The organism is uncultured Phycicoccus sp., from assembly GCF_947495705.1.
Taxonomy (GTDB): Bacteria; Actinomycetota; Actinomycetes; order Actinomycetales; family Dermatophilaceae; genus Phycicoccus.
In genome coordinates this window covers 387,556-401,351 of the sequence record NZ_CANLZR010000001.1, presented here as the reverse complement: position 1 = coordinate 401,351, position 13,796 = coordinate 387,556, and the positions used below count along the sequence as shown (strand labels likewise).

At 74.9% G+C, this 13,796-nt stretch carries 9 protein-coding genes; 3 read left to right on the top strand and 6 right to left on the bottom strand.

The annotated features are described in order from the left end of the window. Positions 1–6 precede the first annotated feature (6 nt). The 3 genes from Q0963_RS01970 to Q0963_RS01960 are packed head-to-tail and all read right to left on the bottom strand — an operon-like array spanning position 7 to position 4,141. Positions 7–2,403, bottom strand: coding sequence for a [protein-PII] uridylyltransferase (locus Q0963_RS01970; RefSeq protein ID WP_299441692.1), 2,397 nt, complete (start codon positions 2,401–2,403; stop codon positions 7–9). Between the two features lie 2 nt (positions 2,404–2,405). Further along, a complete protein-coding gene (locus Q0963_RS01965; protein WP_299441689.1) occupies positions 2,406–2,744 on the bottom strand; it encodes a P-II family nitrogen regulator in 339 nt (112 codons plus the stop codon). After that, on the bottom strand, positions 2,744–4,141 hold the full coding sequence (locus Q0963_RS01960; RefSeq protein ID WP_299441686.1) for an ammonium transporter: 1,398 nt from the start codon (positions 4,139–4,141) through the stop codon (positions 2,744–2,746). The genes Q0963_RS01965 and Q0963_RS01960 overlap by 1 nt, the downstream gene beginning before the upstream one ends. Positions 4,142–4,288: 147 nt before the next feature. Here Q0963_RS01960 and Q0963_RS01955 point away from each other — a divergent pair, with 147 nt between their 5' ends. Next, positions 4,289–4,666 (top strand): thiol-disulfide oxidoreductase DCC family protein, encoded by a 378-nt coding sequence (locus Q0963_RS01955; protein WP_299441683.1) that lies wholly within the window; start codon positions 4,289–4,291, stop codon positions 4,664–4,666. A gap of 24 nt (positions 4,667–4,690) precedes the next feature. Here Q0963_RS01955 and ftsY read toward each other — a convergent pair whose 3' ends face one another. Both ftsY and Q0963_RS01945 read right to left on the bottom strand, forming a co-directional pair. Next, positions 4,691–5,878, bottom strand: coding sequence for a signal recognition particle-docking protein FtsY (gene ftsY, locus Q0963_RS01950; protein WP_299442448.1), 1,188 nt, complete (start codon positions 5,876–5,878; stop codon positions 4,691–4,693). Between the two features lie 92 nt (positions 5,879–5,970). Further along, positions 5,971–7,923, bottom strand: a complete 1,953-nt coding sequence (locus Q0963_RS01945) for a M13 family metallopeptidase (RefSeq protein WP_299441680.1) — start codon at positions 7,921–7,923, stop codon at positions 5,971–5,973. A 159-nt stretch (positions 7,924–8,082) separates the two neighbouring features. Between Q0963_RS01945 and lepB the strand changes: the two genes are divergently transcribed. Further along, positions 8,083–8,790, top strand: coding sequence for a signal peptidase I (gene lepB / locus Q0963_RS01940; RefSeq protein WP_299441677.1), 708 nt, complete (start codon positions 8,083–8,085; stop codon positions 8,788–8,790). A gap of 92 nt (positions 8,791–8,882) precedes the next feature. Next, positions 8,883–9,881 carry an oxidoreductase gene (locus Q0963_RS01935; RefSeq protein ID WP_299441674.1) on the top strand — a complete coding sequence of 333 codons (999 nt, stop codon included), beginning with the start codon at positions 8,883–8,885 and terminating at the stop codon, positions 9,879–9,881. A 6-nt stretch (positions 9,882–9,887) separates the two neighbouring features. On the opposite strand, the gene smc is transcribed toward Q0963_RS01935, so the two are convergent. Further along, a complete protein-coding gene (gene smc, locus Q0963_RS01930; RefSeq protein WP_299441671.1) occupies positions 9,888–13,460 on the bottom strand; it encodes a chromosome segregation protein SMC in 3,573 nt (1,190 codons plus the stop codon). Positions 13,461–13,796 lie beyond the last annotated feature (336 nt).

The window sequence follows — 13,796 nt, the reverse complement described above, 5'->3', positions numbered from 1 at the left end:
TGCGGGTCAGGACGGCGCCACGCCGTCACACGTGTCGATGACGAGGCTGACGGCCTGCGCGACGCGGGGCGGCGGCAGCGGGCGGCCGTCGGCCCCGGTGAGGTAGAAGGTGTCGAGGGTCTGGCCGGCGTACGTCGCGATGTGGGCGGACCGGACCGACATCCCAGCCCGGGCGAACGCGGTCCCGAGCTCGTGGAGCAGCCCCGGCCGGTCCTGGGCCCGGACCTCGAGCACCGTCGCGTCCGTGCTCGCCCCGGGCACGACCAGCGCCCGGGCCTGGCCCGGCGAGCCCACCCCGGACTCGCCCGAGGGCCGGGCGAGGTGGGCGCGGCGACGGTCGAGGGTCTGCAGGGGACCGCGGTCGCCCCGGGCCAGCCGGCGGAGCCCGCGGACGATGCGGTCGGGGTCGGGGACGGCGCCGCTGGGGGACTCCACGTGCCACTCGTCGGCCGCGATCCCGTCGACGGTGCGCAGGATCGCGGTCCGCACCGTGTGCCCCTCGGCCGCGAGCAGGCCGGCGGTGTCGGCGAAGAGCCCGACCCGGTCGAGGTCGACGATGTCGAGCCGGTGCGAGCCGCCCCCGGAGACGACGCGGACCCGCGGCTCCCCGGAGCGGACCGCCTCGGCGAGACCGGGCTCGAGGTGGGCGGTGCTCGCCGCGACCGGCACCGGCGGCTCGCCGGGCACGGGTCGGGGGGCGTCGAGGCGGGTGCGGACGGCGGCCGCCAGCTGCTCCAGCAGCGTCGAGCGCCAGTCGGTCCACGCCAGCGGTCCGGCGGCGGACGCGTCCGCCTCGGTGAGCGCGAGGAGGATCTCGAAGACCTCCCGGTCGCCGCCGACGGCGCCGATCGCCGCGTCGACGGTCGCGGGGTCCTGGTGGTCGCGGCGGGTGGCGAGCTCGATGACCGTCAGGTGCTCGCGCACGAGGGTCACGAGGACCTCGACGTCCTGCGGTGGGAAGCCCCACCGCGTCGTGATGGCCCTGGTGCTCTCGGCGCCCGTCACCGAGTGGTCGTGGGCGTCACGGACCTTGCCGATGTCGTGCAGCAGGGCCGCGACGAGCAGCAGGTCGGGGCGCGAGGTGCGCCGCACGAGCCCGGCGGCTCGCACGACGGTCTCGACGAGGTGCCGGTCGACGGTGTGCCGGTGCACGGCGCTGCGCTGGGGGCGCGAGCGCACGGCTGCCCACTCGGGCAGCCAGCGCTCGATGATCCCCACCTGGTCCAGCCCCTCCCAGACGGTGACCAGGCCGGGACCGGCGGCCAGCAGGTCACCGAGCAGGTCGCGGGCCGGGGCCGGCCACGGCGTCGGCAGGTCCGGGACGCTCGCCGCGAGGTTCTCCAAGGTCGCGGGGGCGATGGGCATCCCGGCCCGGGCCGCGACGATGCCGGCCCGCAGCGCCATCCCGGCATCGGTCTCGGCGAGCCGCGACGACCCGAGGACGACCTCGCCGTCGCTGACGAAGAGGCCGTGCCCGAGGGGGGTCATCTGCGGGCGGCGCGGCCCGACCCGCAGCGCGCGGGCGCGCTGGGCCTGGCCGGCGCGGCGGACGGTGCCCGAGAGGGCGTACCCGATGAGCCGCCCCGCGCCCGAGACGGCCGTGAGGAGGTCGTCCGCGTCCGGGTAGCCGAGCAGCGCGGCCACCGCGTCGTGGTCCTCGCGGCCGAGCCGGTCCCGGCCGCGGCCGGTCACGACGTGCACCGCGTCGCGGACGTCGAGCAGCAGCTCGTAGGCGGCGTCGACGCCGCCGTGCGGGCGGTCGGCGAGCCACGCCTCGGCGAGCGCGGACAGCACCGTCATGTCACGCAGGCCGCCGTGCGCCTCCTTGAGCTCGGGCTCGATGGACTGCGCGAGGTCGCCCTGGCGGGAGTGGCGCCCGGCGAGCGCCTCGACGAGCTGGGGCAGGCGCTTGCGGGCGTTGCCCCGCCAGTCGTGGGCCACCGTCGAGCGGGCGGCGGCGACGACCTGCTCGTCGCCGGCGAGGGGGGCCAGGTCGAGCAGCCCGACGGCGGCGGTGAGGTCGGCGGCCGCCACCTGGCGGCACTGGGTGACGGTGCGGACGCTGTGGTCGAGCCGTACCCCGGCGTCCCAGATCGGGTACCAGATGCGGTCCGCGAGGGCGGTGAGCTCCCGCGCGGGCAGAGAACGCTCGGAGTGGAGCAGGACCAGGTCGTAGTCGGAGAGCGGCCCGGCGTCGGCCCGGCCGAGGCTCCCGACGGCCGCGAGCGCGACCCCCTCGAGCGGCGCCCCGCCCGTCGCGGACCGCCACACCTCGGCGAGCCACTGACGGTTGAACGCGGACAGGGCCGCCCGGCGGGACCGGCCGGCACCCGCGACGTGGAAGTCGCGGGTGCCGGCCAGGTCGAGCCTCCGGGAGCCGATGTCGCTCGGGGAGGTCGTCATGCTCAGATCGCCTCGACCCCGCGCTCTCCGGTCCGGACCCGGGCGACCTCCTCGACGTGGGTCACCCAGACCTTCCCGTCACCGATGCGACCGGTCTGTGCGGCCTTGAGGACGACGTCGACGACCGAGGTGGCGTCCATGTCGTCGACGAGGACCTCGAGACGGGTCTTGGGGACGAAGTCGACGGTGTACTCCGCGCCGCGGTAGACCTCGCTGTGCCCGCGCTGGCGGCCGTAGCCCTGGGCTTCGCTGATGGTCATGCCCTGGATGCCGAAGGCCTCCAGGGCCTCCTTCACCTCGTCGAGCTGGTGCGGCTTGATGATGGCGGTGACGAGCTTCATCACTTGGCTCCTTCGAAGTCGTGGCTCTCGTCCCGGGTGCGGGACGCCTGGGCCGGTGCGGGGCCACCGACGCGGCCGCCACGGGTGGCGAGCTCGTAGCCGGACTCGGCGTGCTCGTCCTGGTCGATACCGGAGACCTCGACGTCCTCGGGGATCCGCCAGCCCATGACCGCCTTGAGCGCCAGGGCGACGACGAGGGTGACGACACCGGAGATGGCGACGGTCGCGAGGGCGACGAGGATCTGGACGACGGTCTGGTCGATGCCGCCACCGTAGAACAGGCCGCCGCTGGTGGCCAGGAGGCCGGCACCGACGGTGCCCCACAGCCCGGCGACCAGGTGGACGCCGACGACGTCGAGCGAGTCGTCGTAGCCGAACCGGTACTTCAGGCCGACCGCGAGGGCGGCGAGGCCACCGGCGACGACGCCGAGGATGATCGAGCCGACGGGCGAGAGGGAGCCGCAGGCGGGGGTGATGGCGACGAGACCGGCGACGACACCGGAGGCGGCGCCGACCGAGGTCGCGTGCCCGTCGCGGAACTTCTCCACGAGGAGCCAGCCGACCATCGCGGCACAGGTCGCGACCGTCGTGTTGATCCAGACGAGCGCGGTGGTCTCGTCCGCGGCGAGCTCGGAGCCGGCGTTGAAGCCGAACCAGCCGAACCACAGCAGGCCGGCGCCGATCATGACGAGCGGGACGTTGTGCGGACGCATCGGGATCTTCCCGAAGCCGATGCGGGTGCCGACGACGAGGGCGAGGACGAGGCCCGCCATGCCGGCGTTGATGTGGACGACCGTCCCACCGGCGAAGTCGATGGGTGCGACGTTGGCGGCGCCGTCGGTGGCGCCGAACACGAGGGCGGACAGGCTGGCGTCGGAGCCCGAGAGGAGGCCACCACCCCAGACCATGTGGGCGATCGGGAAGTAGGCGAGGGTCACCCAGATCGGTGCGAAGACGAGCCACGTCGAGAACTTGACGCGGTCCGCGACCGCCCCGCTGATGAGGGCGACGGTGATGACGGCGAAGGTCAGCTGGAAGCCGACGAACGCGAGCTCGGGGATGTTGCCGTACCCCTCGTAGCCGAACGGGTTGATGACCCCGTCGGTGTTCGCGAGGCCGAACTTCTCGAAGGGGTTGGCGATGACGCCGAGGTTCTCGCTGCCGAAGGACATCGAGTAGCCCCAGAGGACGTAGACGATGCCGACGACGCCCATGGCGCCGAAGGACATCATCATCATGTTGAGGACCGACTTGGCCCGGGTCAGGCCGCCGTAGAAGAGGGCGAGACCCGGAGTGGTCATGAGGAGGACGAGGGACGCGCAGATGATGACGAACCCGGTCGACGCGTAGTCGATCTGGTCCGCCGCCTCTGCCATGGGGACGAGTGTCGTGCTCATGGGGCATCACTGTTCTCGGCCCGGGTTTCACGCCCTGCCGCGTCGTGTTACGCCGGTGTTGCCAGTCGGGCCGGGGTGTAAGCATCGGGTTTCATGGCACCGGCTGTCCCAAAGCGTGAGACCAGGCGTCCGTGACACGATGGGCGCATGCCCGCTCCCCGGCCCGTCCTCGTCTTCGACGGGGACTGTGGCGTCTGCACCTCGGCGGCCCGGCTCGTCACCGACCGGCTGCGCGGCGCGCCGTCGGACTTCGCGGTGGAGCCCTGGCAGCGGCTGGACCTCGACGCCTACGGGCTCACCCCGGGGCAGTGCTCCGAGGCGCTGCGCTGGGTGGCCGCCGACGGCTCGGTGGCCACCGCCCAGGACGCCGTCGCCCGGTGCCTCCTCGCGTGCCGGGCCTGGGCGCGCCCCGCCGGGGCGGTGCTGCTCGTCCCAGGGGTCCGGCAGGTGGCCGGGCTCGTCTACCGCTGGGTCGCCCGCAACCGGCACCGGCTGCCGGGGGGCACCCCCGCCTGCTCGACCTAGAGGCCGGCGCGCCGCCGCGGCGGGTCAGTCGAGGATGGCGTCGACGAAGGCCTCGGGGTCGAACGGCGCGAGGTCGTCCGGCCCCTCCCCCAGGCCGACGAGCTTGACCGGCACGCCGAGCCCCCGCTGGACCGCGACGACGATGCCGCCCTTGGCCGTGCCGTCGAGCTTGGTCAGCACGATGCCGGTGATCCCGACGACCTCGGCGAACACCTCGGCCTGCCGCATGCCGTTCTGACCGGTCGTCGCGTCGAGGACGAGCAGCACCTCGTCGACCGGGCTCTGCTTCTCGATGACCCGCTTGACCTTGCCGAGCTCGTCCATGAGCCCGACCTTGTTCTGCAGGCGGCCTGCCGTGTCGATGACGACGACGTCTGCCTCCATCTCGGCCGCCGCCTTGACCGCGTCGAACGCGACGGCTGCGGGGTCGGCGCCGTCGCGCTCGGAGCGGATCGTCGGCACCCCGACGCGCCCGCCCCAGGTCTCGAGCTGGTCGGCGGCCGCGGCCCGGAAGGTGTCGGCCGCGCCGAGGACGACGTCCTTGTCCTGGGCGACGAGGACCCGCGCGAGCTTGCCGACGGTCGTCGTCTTGCCGGTGCCGTTGACCCCGACGACGAGGATGCAGGCCGGCCGGCCCTCGACCCGGTCGTCGGCCAGCGTCCGGTCCATCGACGGGTCGACGAGGGCGAGCAGCTCCTCGCGGAGCATCCGGCGCACGGAGGCCTCGTCGGTCGCGCCCTCGACGGCGACCCGGGTCCGCAGCGCCGCGACCAGCTCGGTGCTCGCCGCGACCCCGAGGTCGGCGGCGAGGAGGGTGTCCTCGACCTCCTCCCAGGCGGCCTCGTCGAGCGCGCCGCCCGCGAGCAGCGCGAGCAGGCCCTTGCCGAGCGCCGAGTTGGACCGCGCGAGCCGGGCCCGGAGCCGGCGCAGCCGCCCGGCCGGGGCCTGCGGGGTCTCGACAGCCGGGGCGGGCGCGGGGGCGGGGACCGCCTCGGGCTCCTCCTCGACGACCTCGCCCGGGTGCTCAATGGTGCCGATCGCACCGTCGGGGGCGAGGTCGGCGTCGCTCGGGCCGGGGCTCCCCGGCACCAGCGGCGCCTCGACCTCCTCCTCGGGCGGGGCGCTGCGGCCGCGGAGCAGCCCCAGGACCACCCCGCCCACGACGACGAGAAGCAGGAGGGCGATGCCCACGTAGACCCACAAGGAATCGATCACCGGGTCATCCTGTCAAGGTGCGCGGCAGCGCCCAAACCCGCCGCGCCGCCGGCCCCGCGGGCGGGGCGCCGGCGCGCGTCGGGGACGCCTCAGAAGATGCGGACGCGTTCCTGGGGGCTGAGCCACATGCCGTCGCCCTCCCGGACGTCGAACGCCTCGTGGAACTCGGTGAGGTTGCGCGCGGCGTTGGCCCGCAGGTCCATGGGGCTGTGCGGGTCGATGGCGAGCAGCCGCTCGGCCTCCTCGCGCCGGGACATGCCGCGCCACACCTGGGCCCAGCCGAGGAAGAACCGCTGCGGGCCGGTGTAGCCGTCGAGCTCGGGAGCGGGGTCGTCGCCGAGCGAGATGCGGTAGGCGGAGTACCCGATCGTGAGCCCACCGAGGTCGCCGATGTTCTCGCCGACCGTCAGGGCGCCGTTGACCTTGTGCCCGGGTGCGTCCCGGGTCTCGAGCTCGCCGAACTGCGCGACGAGGGCGTCGGCCAGCTGCTGGAAGGCGGCCCGGTCGCTGTCGGTCCACCAGTTGCGCAGCTCGCCCCGGCCGTCGAACTGCGACCCCTGGTCGTCGAAGCCGTGCCCGATCTCGTGGCCGATGACGGCGCCGATGCCGCCGTAGTTGACCGCGTCGTCGGCGTCGACGTCGAAGAACGGCGGCTGGAGGATGGCGGCGGGGAAGACGATCTCGTTGAGGCCGGGGTTGTAGTAGGCGTTGACCGTCTGCGGCGTCATGAACCACTCGCCGCGGTCGACCGGGCCGCCGAGCTTCGCGAGGTCACGGTCAACCTCGAAGGCCGTCGCGCGCTTGACGTTGCCGAGGAGGTCCCCGGCGTCGACGGTGAGGGAGGAGTAGTCGCGCCAGGTGTCGGGGTAACCGATCTTCGGGGTGAACGCGCCGAGCTTGGTCAGGGCCTCGGCCCGGGTCGCCGCGCCCATCCACGGGACCGCGGACAGGCTCTGCCGGAACGCCTCGACGAGGTTGTCGACGAGCTCGACCATCCGCTCCTTCGCTCGCGGCGGGAAGTGCCGCTCGACGTAGAGCTGCCCGACGGCCTCCCCGAGCGCGCCCTCGACGAGGCCGACGCCGCGCTTCCACCGCTCGCGGTTCTTCGGGACGCCCGAGAGCGTGCGGCCGTAGAAGTCGAAGTTCTCGGCGACGAAGGCCGCGGAGAGGTACGGGGCGTGGGCGTGGACGAGGTGCCAGGCCAGCCAGTCGCGCCACGTCGGGGCCGGCACCTCGGCGAGCGCGGCCGAGATGGACCGCAGGTGGTCGGGCTGGCGCACGACCACCTGGTCGAGGGTGCGGGCGGGGGCCTGCATCCCCTCGAGGAAGGCCGCCCAGTCGACGCCGGGAGCCAGCTGCTCGAGCCCGGGGCGGTCGAGGAGGGTGTAGGTCTTCACCGGGTCCCGGTTGGTCACCTTGTCCCAGTGCCCCGCGGCGATGCGCGTCTCGAGGGCCATGACCCGCTCGGCGGCCGCGTCGGCCCCGGGCCAGCCGACGAGCTCGAGCATCCGGGCGACGTGGCCCGTGTAGGCCGCGCGCTTGGCCTCGTGCTGGGGTTCGCGGTAGTAGGACTCGTCGGGCAGCCCGAGACCGGACTGCTGGAGGTAGACGACGTAGCGGTCGGGGTCGCGGTCGTCGTTGTTGACGAACGGCACGACGAACCCGTCGACGCCCTCACGGGCCAGCTCGCCGAGCAGCCGGGCGACCCCGGCGGCGTCGCGCACCGCGGCGACCCGCTCGAGGTCTGCCAGCACGGGAGCCGCGCCGAGCCGCTCGACGGCCTCCTCGTCCATGAAGCTCGAGTACAGGTCGCCGACCTTGGCCGCGACGGTGCCCGGTGCGGGCGAGCCGGCCGCCACCTCCTCGATGATCGTGCGGACGTGCTCCTCGGCGGTCTCGCGCAGGGCGTCGAAGGTGCCGTACCGGCCCCGGTCGTCGGGGATCTCGGTGCGCGCCAGCCACCCGCCGTTGACGGCGGCGAACAGGTCGTCCTGCGGGCGGACGCTGGGGTCCAGGGCTGAGGTGTCGATGCCGGATCTCACCGGGCGGCTCCTTCGTCGTCGGCGGAGCCCTCATTCGACCACAGCGCCCGGGCCCCGCACCGGCGGGGCCCGACGCCCCGGGAGGTGCCGGTCCGCCCCGCCCCGCCGGCGGTGGGCGTCGCATCGCGACGGGCGGGGTGCGGCATTAGGGTGACGCGCGTGACCGATGCCGGTGCCGTGTCGGACCAGCCCACCCGTCGTCGACGCCGTCTGCCGTGGTTCACGGAGGTCCTCGTCGCCGTCGTCGCGGTGGCTCTGGTCCAGGCGTTCCTCGTCAAGCCGTTCGGGGTGCCCTCCCAGTCGATGGAGGACACCCTGCAGGTCGGCGACCGCATCCTCGTCAACCGCCTCGACGACACCTGGGACCGGGGCGATGTCGTCGTCTTCGGGCACGGCGCCTCCTGGCAGGAGCGCCGGCTCCAGCCGGCCGACAACCTGCTCGAGCGGGGGATGCGCAGCGTCGGCGACCTCACCGGGATCGGCCCGAGCAACACCTCGTACACGGTCAAGCGCATCATCGGGCTCCCCGACGAGCGGGTCGCGTGCTGCAGCACCGACGGCCGGGTGACCGTCGACGACCGGCCGCTCGACGAGCCCTACGTCTACGAGGACCTGCCGTTCCAGCCCGGGACGCTCGACTGCTCGAGCACGCCGCGCTCGACGCGGTGCTTCCCCGAGATCCGGGTGCCCGCCGGCACCTTGCTCGTCCTCGGCGACCACCGGTCGCAGTCCGCGGACTCGGTCATCGGATGCCGCGGCGCCACGCAGGGGCAGGAGTGCGCCCGCCTCGTGTCGACCGACCGCGTCGTCGGGCCGGTGGTGCTGCGCTTCTGGCCGCCCTCCGAGGCCGGCGGCCTCGCGAACTGACGCCCCTCCCCCGAACGTGTGTGAACACGCCGGGGATCCCCGGCGTGTTCACACACGTTGCGGTGCGCAGGCGCGCGTGGTCGGCTGGGCGGATGAGACTCCTCGTCCTCGGTGGGACCGCCTTCCTGGGCCGGGAGGTGGCGCGCGCGGCGCTCGGCAGCGGCCACGTCGTCACCTGCGTGGCCCGCGGGTCCTCCGGCGAGGTCCCTCCGGGTGCCACTCTCGTCCGGCACGACCGCTCCGTCGCGGGGCTCGGCGGGGTCGAGCACGAGGAGTGGGACGCGGTCGTCGACGTCGCCCGCGACCCCGGCCAGGTCCGCCGGGCCGTCGAGGCGCTCTCCGGTCGGGTGCGGCACGCCGTGTTCGTCTCGACGGGCAACGTCTACGCCGACCACTCGGTCCCCGACGCCGACGAGTCAACTCCCCTGCTCGCGCCGCTCGAGGAGGGTGGCGACTCCCCCGACGACTACGGCGCGCAGAAGGTCGCCTGCGAGCGACGCGTCCTCGGCGGGTTCGGACCCGACCGCTCCCTGGTCGCACGGGCGGGGCTCATCGGTGGCCCGGGCGACTGGTCGGGTCGCACCGGGTACTGGCCGTGGCGGCTGGCCCACCCGGCCGTCCCCCAGGAAGTGCTCGTGCCGGACGACCTCGAGGCACCGGCCCAGCTCATCGACGTGCGGGACCTCGCCGCGTGGCTCGTGCGCTGCGCGGAGACGGGCACGCCCGGCGTCGTCGACGCCGTCGGGCCCCGGACGACGCTCGGCGAGGTGCTCGCCGCCGCAGGGGAGGCCTCCGGGTCGTCCGCCCGACAGGTCGCCGCTGCGCCCGACTGGCTCACCGAGCAGGAGGTGGCGGCGTGGATGGGCCCGCGTTCGCTCCCCCTGTGGCTGCCGTTCCCGGACTACGCCGGGTTCGCGGCGCGCCGGGGCGCCGCCGCCCGGGCCCTGGGGCTGACGACCCGGCCGCTGCTCGACACGCTGCGCGACACCCTCGCCTGGGAGGAGCACCGGCCCGAGGGCCAGCCCCGCGCGGCCGGCCTCACGGACGACGAGGAGCGCGAGGTCCTCGCGGCGTGGCACGCCACCCGGTGAGGTGTCTCAGGCGGTGGCGGCCACGTCGCGGATGCGCTGGCTGACGACCGTCGTCACGCCGTCGCCGCGCATCGAGACGCCGTACAGCGCGTCGGCGACCTCCATCGTCCGCTTCTGGTGCGTGATGACGATGAGCTGGCTCGAGTCGCGCAGCTCCTCGAAGAGCGTGATGAGCCGGCCGAGGTTGGTGTCGTCGAGCGCGGCCTCGACCTCGTCCATGATGTAGAACGGGCTCGGCCGGGCCTTGAAGATCGCGACGAGCAGCGCGACGGCGACGAGCGAGCGCTCCCCGCCGGAGAGCAGCGAGAGCCGCTTGACCTTCTTGCCGGGCGGCCGCGCCTCGACCTCGATGCCCGTCGCGAGCATGTCGTCGGGGTCGGTGAGGACGAGCCGGCCCTCCCCGCCGGGGAACAGCCGCTCGAAGACGCGCTCGAACTGCTCCTTGGTGTCGTGGTACGCCTCGGTGAACACCTGCTCGACGCGCTCGTCGACCTCCTTGACGATGTCGAGCAGGTCGCGCTTGGAGCGCTTGAGGTCCTCGAGCTGGGTGGTGAGGAAGGTGTGCCGCTCCTCGAGCGCGGCGTACTCCTCGAGCGCGAGCGGGTTGACCCGGCCGAGCTGCGCGAGCGCCCGCTCGGCCTTGCGCAGCCGCTTCTCCTGCTCGTCACGGACGTAGGCGGCGGGCTCGGGGAGGTGGCCCGGGTCGTCGTCGGGGCCGGGGACGTGCGGGACGGGCTGGTGCGGCCCGAACTCCTCGACGAGCACCTCGGGGTCGACGCCGAGCTCCTCGACGGCCTTGGCCTGGAGCTGCTCGATGCGCGCGAGCTGCCGGGCCCGGGCCATCTCGTCACGGTGCGCCGCGTCGGTGAGGTCGCGCATCTCGTCCTGGGCCTGCACCAGCTCGGCACGCAGCCCGCTGGCGGCGCGGTCGCGCTCGGCACGCTCGGCCTCCGCGGCGTCGCGCACGGCCGCGGCCCGGGAGAACGCCCGGGCGACCCGGTGCCCCGCGTACCCGGCGGCCTCGTGGACGGCGGCGGCGACCTCGGCCTCGCGGCGGCGCTTCTCGCGGCGTTCGCGCAGCTTCTCGCGGGCGGCGATCTCGTTGCGCGCGGCCCCCTCGAGCGAGTCGGCACGGCCCTTGAGCGCCCGGGCCCGCTCCTCCTTGGTGCGCAGGGCGAGGCGGACCTCGGTCTCGGCGGTCCGGGCACGGCTCGCCTCGAGCTCGAGCCGGTCGCGCTCGTCGGTGGAGGGGTCCGCGTCGTCCTCGAGCGGCTCCTGCTCGGCCTCGGCGAGGCGGGTGCTGAGGGCGTCGAGCTCGACCCGGGCGGCCTCGACGGTCTCGCGGGCGTTGGCGATGGCCCGCTCGGCACGCTCGGCCTCGGCGGAGGCCGTCCGCACCGAGGCCCCGAGGGTGCCGAGCCGCTCGGCGACGGCGGCCATCCGGGCGTCGGACTCGTGCAGGGCCTCGAGGGCGGCGTCGACGTCGCCGGCGACCTCGCGCTCCCGCTCACGCGCCGCGGCGAGAGCGAACCGGGACCGCTCGACCCGGCTCGTGGCGTCCGCGAGCACCTCGCGGGTCTCCTCGACCGCGGCCTGCACCTCGAGCAGGCTCTCGCCCGCGCTGCTGCCGCCCCGGGCCCAGCCGGGGCCGAAGACGTCGCCGCCGTCGGTGACGGCCGTGACGCCCCGATGGCGTGAGGCGAGCGCGATGGCGTGGGCCGCGGTGGGGACGAGCGCGACGCGCTCGAGCAGCTGCTCGACCGCGGGGGCGACCTCGGCGGGGGCCTGGACGACGTCGCGGGCCCACACCGCCTCACCCTCGAGGTCCGGCCAGCCGGCAGGGTCGCTGGGCGCCGCGGTCTGCCCGACGAGCAGCGCGGCCCGCCCGGCGTCGTTGTCGCGCAGGGAGGCGAACGCGGCGGCGGCCGACTCGGCGGACCCCACGGCGAGGGCCTCCGACGCCCAGCCGAGGGCGGCGGCGACGGCGGCCTCGTGCCCGCCGGACACGTGGAGCAGCGACGCGACGGTGCCGATGATGCCGTGGCCGTCGTCGGCGGCCTCCAGCAACGTCGCGGCCCCGTCCCGCCGGCGCAGGCTCATCTCGAGGGCCTCCAGTCGCGCCTGGGCCGAGGACCGGTCGCGCTCGGCCTCGCGCTCGGCGGCGAGCAGGTCCTGGATCTCGGCCTCGACGGCCGCGAGCCGCTCGGCGGCGCCCTCGTACCGGGTGTCGAGCCCCTCCTCGCCCTCCTCCTCGTGGGCGATGCCGCCCTCGAGGCGGGCGAACTCGCGCTCGGCCTCGGTGGCGCGCTGGCGGGCCTCGGTGACGAGGGTCTGGAGGCGGCCGATCTCGGCCTCTCCCGCCTCGATGCGGCTGCGGCGGGCCCCGACCTGCCCGGCGAGCTTGGCGAGACCCTCGCGGCGGTCGGCGGCGGCCCGGGCGTGCCGGGAGAGGCGCTGCTGCTCGGCGGCGAACGCGGCCTCGGCCTCCTCGCGGGCGGCGACGGCCTCCTGGAGCGCCTCGGTGATCTCGGCGACCTCGGCCTGGAGCAGCGCCTCGGCCTCGCGGGCCTGCGCCGCCTGGGCGCGCAGCTCGTCGGGGTCGCGCCCGGACGTCGTCTCGTGCTCCTCGTCCTGAGAGAGCAGCCGGACGCGCTCGGCGGCGACCGACGCGGTGGACTCGAGACGGTCCCGCAGGCTCTGCAACCGCACGACGCGCTCCTGGGCCCGGGTGAGCTCGGGCGCGGCCTCAGCGGCACGGCGCTCGACCTCGGCCAGGCGCCCCCGCACCGCGCCGAGGGCCTCCTCGACCGCGGTGCGCCGCTCGAGGAGCGCGGTCTCGTCGGCGACCTCCTGCTCGACGACGGCGGTCAGCTGGACGAGGTCGTCGGCGAGCAGGCGGAGGCGGGCGTCGCGCGCGTCGGCCTGGACGACGGCCGCCCGGCGCGCGGTCTCGGCCTGGCGCCCGAGCGGGCCGAGCTGGCGGCGGATCTCGCCGGTGAGGTCCTGGACGCGGGTGAGGTTGCCCTCCATCTGCTCCAGCTTGCGCAGCGTCCGCTCCTTGCGGCGCCGGTGCTTCAGGACGCCCGCGGCCTCCTCGATGAAGCCGCGGCGCTCCTCGGGGGTCGCGCGCAGGACGGTGTCGAGCTGACCCTGGCCGACGATGACGTGCATCTCGCGGCCGAGGCCGGTGTCGGAGAGCAGCTCCTGGACGTCGAGGAGGCGGCATGACGTGCCGTTGATGGCGTACTCGGAGCCGCCGCCGCGGAACATCGTCCGGGTGATCGTCACCTCGGTGTACTCGATCGGCAGGGCGCCGTCGGTGTTGTCGATCGTCAGGCTGACCTCGGCGCGGCCCAGCGGGGGGCGCCCGGCGGTGCCGGCGAAGATGACGTCCTCCATCTTCCCGCCGCGCAGGCTCTTGGCGCCCTGCTCGCCCATGACCCAGGCGAGGGCGTCGACGACGTTGGACTTGCCGGAGCCGTTCGGGCCGACGACGCACGTGATGCCGGGCTCGAGGCGCATCGTCGTCGCCGAGGCGAAGGACTTGAACCCCTTGAGGGTCAGCGTCTTGAGGTACATGCGGCGGGTCGTCGTCTCTCGATGCGGCGGTCGGGTCCGGGGCCCGGGTCGCGGGCGATGCTACCGGGGCGGGGGCGGGCGCCCGGGGATGTGCCGCCGGGTGCGGTCACGCCTGAGGCCACTGTGGCTCGTGGGACGGCAGCGACACCAGGGGTGCCGGACGACGGGGGCCGCCTCGCCGTCGGCCGCGCGCCGGCACGCCCCCGACGGCCCCGTGCGACATGGGCAACAGTCCCGATCCGGCGCCGTCGCGCGGTGCTGTACTGGAGGTAGCCGCGGGCGCCGCGGTCCGGGCCATCCGGCCTCGGCCGACCACGGCAGTGTGGACACGGCACC

Excerpts from the sequence above, each read along its gene's own strand:
- Q0963_RS01970 (WP_299441692.1), bottom strand. The coding sequence starts at position 2,403 with ATGACGACCTCCCCGAGCGACATCGGCTCCCGGAGGCTCGACCTGGCC.
- Q0963_RS01965 (WP_299441689.1), bottom strand. The coding sequence starts at position 2,744 with ATGAAGCTCGTCACCGCCATCATCAAGCCGCACCAGCTCGACGAGGTG.
- Q0963_RS01960 (WP_299441686.1), bottom strand. The coding sequence starts at position 4,141 with ATGAGCACGACACTCGTCCCCATGGCAGAGGCGGCGGACCAGATCGAC.
- Q0963_RS01955 (WP_299441683.1), top strand. The coding sequence starts at position 4,289 with ATGCCCGCTCCCCGGCCCGTCCTCGTCTTCGACGGGGACTGTGGCGTC.
- Q0963_RS01935 (WP_299441674.1), top strand. The coding sequence starts at position 8,883 with ATGAGACTCCTCGTCCTCGGTGGGACCGCCTTCCTGGGCCGGGAGGTG.
- smc (WP_299441671.1), bottom strand. The coding sequence starts at position 13,460 with ATGTACCTCAAGACGCTGACCCTCAAGGGGTTCAAGTCCTTCGCCTCG.